This window comes from Streptomyces sp. NPDC031340 (genome assembly GCF_055569945.1).
Map to the genome: position 1 here is coordinate 1 of NZ_JBVIIE010000116.1, position 5,932 is coordinate 5,932.

2 protein-coding genes are annotated in these 5,932 nt (G+C 71.7%); both read right to left on the reverse strand.

Annotation, left to right across the window (positions count from 1 at the left end; all coding sequences use genetic code 11):
- A partial coding sequence (locus ACZ5GT_RS40530) for a beta-ketoacyl synthase N-terminal-like domain-containing protein (protein WP_469036909.1) occupies positions 1–4,943 on the reverse strand: 4,943 nt, incomplete at its 3' end.
- Positions 4,944–5,053: 110 nt separating this feature from the next.
- Positions 5,054–5,932, reverse strand: an 879-nt coding sequence (locus ACZ5GT_RS40535; RefSeq protein WP_469036911.1) for an acyl carrier protein, incomplete at its 5' end; no start/stop codon positions are given.

The window sequence follows — 5,932 nt, forward strand, 5'->3', positions numbered from 1 at the left end:
AACGCCGCCGCGAACACCGGCTGCGCCTCATACAACTCCCGCCCCATCCCCGCCCGCTGCGCACCCTGCCCCGAGAACAACAACGCCACCCGACCACCGGACACCACCGAACCGCGGACCACACCAGCCCCCGGCACGCCTGTGGCCAGCGCGTCCAAGCCGGCCTCGTACCCCTCGATGTCGGAGGCCAGCACCACCGCCCGCTGCTCCAGCACAGCCCTCGACCGCACCAAAGCAGCCCCCACATCCACCGGCGAAGCCGCCGTGAGCGCCCGCAGCCCCTCCGCCCGCGCACGCAACGCCGCCTCCGAACGCCCCGACACCACCCACGGCACCACACCGGAGACCTCACCCGGTGAGTCGTCGTCCCGTGCCGCCGACGGCTCCTCCGGGGCCTCCTCCACGATGACGTGGGCGTTCGTCCCGCTGACTCCGAAGGAGGAGATCCCAGCGCGGCGCGGACGCTCGGTCCGCGGCCACGGCACCGCTTCCGTCAGCAGTTCCACCGCCCCCGCCGACCAGTCCACATGCGGCGACCGCTCCTCCACATGCAACGTCCGCGGCAACACACCCCGCCGCATCGCCATCACCATCTTGATCACACCCGCCACACCCGCCGCCGCGGAGGTGTGGCCGATGTTCGACTTGACCGACCCGAGCCACAGCGGCCGGTCCTCGGCGCGCTCCTGCCCGTAGGTCGCGAGCAGGGCCTGCGCCTCGATCGGATCACCAAGCGCCGTGCCGGTGCCGTGAGCCTCGACCGCGTCCACGTCGGCGGGGCTGAGACGGGCATTGGCCAGGGTCTGCCGAATCACCCGTTGCTGAGATGGACCGTTGGGAGCCATGAGGCCGTTGGAGGCGCCGTCCTGGTTGACGGCGGAACCCCGTACAACTGCGAGCACCCGGTGACCGTTGCGCCGGGCGTCCGACAGGCGCTCCAGGAGCAGCACACCCACGCCCTCCGACCAAGCGGTGCCGTCCGCGGCGGCCGAGAACGCCTTGCAGCGGCCGTCCTTGGCGAGGCCGCGCTGGCGGCTGAACTCGACGAACAGGTCGGGGGTCGGCATCACCGTGACGCCGGCGGCCAGGGCGAGCGTGCACTCGCCCTGGCGCAGGGCCTGCGCGGCGAGGTGCAGGGCGACCAGCGAGGAGGAGCAGGCGGTGTCGACGGTGAGGGCCGGGCCCTCCAGGCCCAGGGTGTAGGCGATGCGGCCGGATATGACGCTGGTGAGGTTGCCGGTGAGGGAATAGCCCTCGACGCCTTCGCCGCCCATCTGCTGCAGGCCGCCGAAGTAGCCGGGCTGAGTGGCGCCGGCGAAGACACCGATGGGGGCCTTGCGGATCCCGGTCGGATCGATGCCGGCACGTTCGAAGACCTCCCAGGAGGTCTCCAGGACGAGGCGCTGCTGCGGGTCCATGGCGAGCGCCTCGCGGGGCGAGATACCGAAGAACGCCGGGTCGAACTCTGCCGCGTCGTGGAGGAATCCGCCTTCGCGGACGTACGTGGTTCCCGGGTGGTCCGGGTCCGGGTGGTAGAGCGCCTCCAGGTCCCAGCCACGGTCGGTGGGGAAGCCGGAGATGACGTCGGCGCCGCTGTCGACGAGCCGCCACAGGTCCTCGGGCGAGGTGACGCCGCCGGGGTAGCGGCAGGCCATGCCGACGATGGCGATCGGCTCGTCGTATGCCGTGCCGGCTGCTGTGACGGTGCGCGCGGCGGTGTTCTCGCCGAGCACCTCGGCGCGGATGAACTCCGCGACGGCGGTCGGGGTCGGGTGGTCGAAGGCGAAGGCGGCGGGCAGCCGCAGTCCGGTCGCGGTGTTGAGACGGTTGCGCAGGTTGACAGCGGCCAGGGAATCGAACCCCAGCTCTCTGAAGGCCCGTTCGGGGTCGATGGCGCCGGGCCCGTCATGGCCGAGGACCGCGGCGGCGTGGGCTCGCACCAGTTCGAGCACGGTGCGGTGCTGCTCGGCCTCGGGCTGCGCGCCGAGCTTTTCGCGCAGCGCCGCTACTGCGGCTTCAAGTTCGGCCGGATCTGCCGTGGACTGCAGGGCGGCGAGGGCCTGCCGGGTCTCGGGCGCGCGGCGCCTGCGCAGCCAGGACGCCATCTGCGGCAGTGCTTCGCGCAGCGGTGTCTTCGCGTCGATCTCCAGAGTGCTGAGCAGGGCGTCCACGTCGTCGTGGTCGACGGCCTGCCAGAACTGCTCCTCGATCTCGTCCCGGGGCGCGGCCAGTTCGGGGGTGAGCCAGTAGCGCTGGTGCTGAAAGGGGTAAGTGGGAAGGTCGACATGCCGGGTACCGGTGGCCGGGAAGAGGCGGTCCCATTCCACGGGCAGACCACGCGTCCACGCCTCCGCCAACGCCGTCACGAACGCCTCCGGCTCCGCACGGCCCTTGCGCAGCACACAGGTCAACAACCCGTCGAAGTCGTCACCCAGGCTCTCCCGCGCCATCGCCGCCAGCACACTCTGCGGACCCAGCTCGAGGAAATGCGTCACACCCTGCCCCGCCAGATGACGGACCCCGTCACCGAAACGCACCGCCGCCCGCACATGCTCCACCCAATACGCAGCCGAGAACTCCTCCACCCGCTCCCCGGTCACATTCGACACCACCCCCATAGAAGGAGCCCGATACGTCAGCGACCCCGCCACCTCACGAAACGCCTCCAACATCGGCTCCACCAACGGGGAATGGAACGCGTGCGACACCCGCAACCGCCTGCACTTACGGCCCCTGGAGGCCAGCTCCTCCGCGATCCGCAGGACTTCCGCCTCCAGCCCGGAGACCACCACCGACTCCGGACCGTTCACCGCCGCGACATCCACACCCGCCGTGAGCAGGGCCCGCACCTCCTCCTCGGTGGCGCGGACGGAGACCATCGCACCGCCCTCCGGCAGCCCACCCATCAGCCGGCCCCGCGCCTCCACCAGACGGCACGCATCCGCCAGATCCAACACCCCCGCCACATGCGCGGCGGCGATCTCCCCCACCGAATGCCCCGCCACAAAATCCGCACGGATCCCGAAAGACTCCACCAGCCGGAACAACGCCACCTCCACCGCGAACAACGCCGGCTGCGTCACCTCCGTCCGATCCACACCCCCACCACCACCGCCGCCGTCGCCGAACACGGCCTCCTTCAAGGGGAGACCGAAACACCCGCACACCTCATCGAACACCGCCGCGAACACCGGCTGCGCCTCATACAACTCCCGCCCCATCCCCGCCCGCTGCGCACCCTGCCCCGAGAACAACAACGCCACCCGACCCGCACGCACCACACCCTCGACCACACCCGCCACCGGCACACCCTGAGCAAGAGACCGCAGACCAGCCTCGAACCCCCCGGCATCCGACGCCAGCACCACCGCCCGACGCTCCAGCGCAGCCCTCGACCGCACCAAAGCAGCCCCCACATCCACCGGCGAAACCCCCACCAGCGCCCGCAGCCCCTCCGCCCGCGCACGCAACGCCGCCTCCGAACGCCCCGACACCACCCACGGCACCAAGCCACCCGCAACCGGCGCCGCCACCACCGCAGGAGACTCCTCCGGGACCGCCTCCACAATCACATGCGCGTTCGTCCCACTGATCCCGAACGACGACACACCCGCCCGCCGCGGACGCCCCACCCCCGGCCACGGCACCGCCTCCCGCAGCAGCTCCACCCCACCCGCCGACCAGTCCACATGCGACGACGGCTCCTCCACATGCAACGTCCGCGGCAACACACCCCGCCGCATCGCCATCACCATCTTGATCACACCCGCCACACCCGCGGCAGCCGCGGTGTGGCCGATGTTCGACTTGATGGAGCCCAGCCACAGCGGCCGGTCCTCGGCGCGTTCCCGCCCGTAGGTCGCGAGCAGGGCCTGCGCCTCGATCGGATCGCCCAGCGCCGTGCCGGTGCCGTGCGCCTCGACCGCGTCCACGTCGGCAGGGGTCAGCCGTGCCGAGGTGAGCGCCTGCCGGATCACCCGCTGCTGGGAAGGCCCGTTCGGGGCGGTCAGGCCGCTGCTGGCGCCGTCCTGGTTGACGGCGGAACCCCGTACGACCGCGAGCACCCGGTGACCGTTGCGCCGGGCGTCCGAGAGGCGCTCCAGGAGCAGCACACCCACGCCCTCGCCCCAGACGGTGCCGTCCGCGGCGGCCGAGAACGCCTTGCAGCGGCCGTCCTTGGCGAGGCCGCGCTGGCGGCTGAACTCCTGGAAGAGCCAGGGGTTCGGCATGACGGTGACGCCGCCGGCGATGGCCAGGGCGCATTCGTCGGCGCGCAGTGCCTGTGCGGCCTGGTGGAGGGCGACGAGGGAGGAGGAGCAGGCGGTGTCGACGGTGACGGCCGGGCCTTCGAGACCGAAGGTGTAGGCGACACGGCCGGAGATGACACTGTTGACGTTGCCGGTGAGGGTGTAACCCTCGATCTCCGGGGGCGGGGTGCCGGTGCCGCCGCCGAGATAACCGGGGTTGCCGGCGCCGACGAAAACACCGGTCCTGCTGCCCTTGAGGGTGGCCGGGTCGAGGCCGGCGCGTTCCAGGACCTCCCAGGAGGTTTCCAGGAAGAGCCGCTGCTGCGGGTCCATGGCGAGGGCCTCGCGCGGGGGGATGCCGAAGAAGGCGGCGTCGAAGCCGGCGGCGTCGTGGACGAATCCGCCTTCGCGGACGTAGCTGCGGCCGGGGGCGTCGGGGTCGGGGTCGTAGAGCGCGTCCAGGTCCCAGCCGCGGTCGTCGGGGAAGGCGCCGATGGCGTCACGGCCCTCGATGACCAGTTCCCACAGTCCTTCCGGGGAGGTGACGCCGCCGGGGTAGCGGCAGGCCATGCCGACGATGGCGATCGGCTCCTGCTCCCGGGCCTCGACGGCCTGCAGACGCCTGCGTGTCTGCTGGAGGTCCGCGGTGACGAGCTTGAGGTAGTCGCGGAGCTTTTCCTCGTTGCTGGTGGCCATCTGAGCGGTGCCTCCGGGAGCTTGCGGGGCTGCGGGTCCTGGGCGGTGGGCAGGGGACGGATACCGGAGGCGGCGTACGACGCCTCCGGCCTACTGCCGTGTGCGGGCGGTCAGTTGAGGCCGAGCTCTTTCTCGATCAGGGCGAACATCTCGTCGTCGGTGGCGGTGCTGAGCTCGGGCTCGCCGCCGGGCTCGGCCGCCCCGCCGTCGCCGTCGGCCTTGCTGTTGCTCTGGTCGAGCTGGTCGTCGAGCTGTTCGAGCTTCCAGAGGAGGGAGCGGAGCCGGTTGACGGCGCGCTCGCGGCCGTCGCTGCCGACAGGCAGGGCGACAGCCGCGGCCTCCCATTCGTTCATGGCGGTGAGGACGGCGGTCTCGGCGGCCGCGCTGTCGGGGTGGATCTCGGCGGCCAGGTGGGCCGCGAGTGCGGCCGGAGTCGGGTAGTCGAAGATCAGCGAGGTGGGCAGGCGAAGTCCGGTGACGGTGTTGAGTCGGTTGCGCAGTTCGACAGCGGTCAGCGAGTCGAAGCCGAGTTCGAGGAAGCCGCGGTCGATGTCGAGGGCGGCCGGGTCGGGGTGGGCCAGTACGGCGGCCACGTGGGTTCGCGTCAGGTCGAGCAGGGTCTGGGCCCGTTCCGTGGGAGCCAGCGAGGCGAGGCAGGCGGCGAGGGCCGCCGGTGCGCCGACGGCCGGGTCCTGGTCGGCGGCCCGTCGTCCGGTGGCACGGACGAGTCCTCTGAGGACGGCGGGGAGCCGTCCGGCGTCGGCCTGTCCGCGCAGTGCGGCCGGGTCGAACCGGACAGGGGCGAGCACTGCCTCGTCGTAGCGGGCGGTGTCGTCGAGGAGGGTGAGCCCTTCTTCGGCGGAGAGAGGCCGCATCCCGCTCCGTGCCATGCGGGCGAGGTCGGTGGTGTCGAGGGTGCCGGTCATACCGCTGGACTCGGCCCACTGCCCCCACGCCAACGACACCGCCGGCAAACCACGATGACGCCG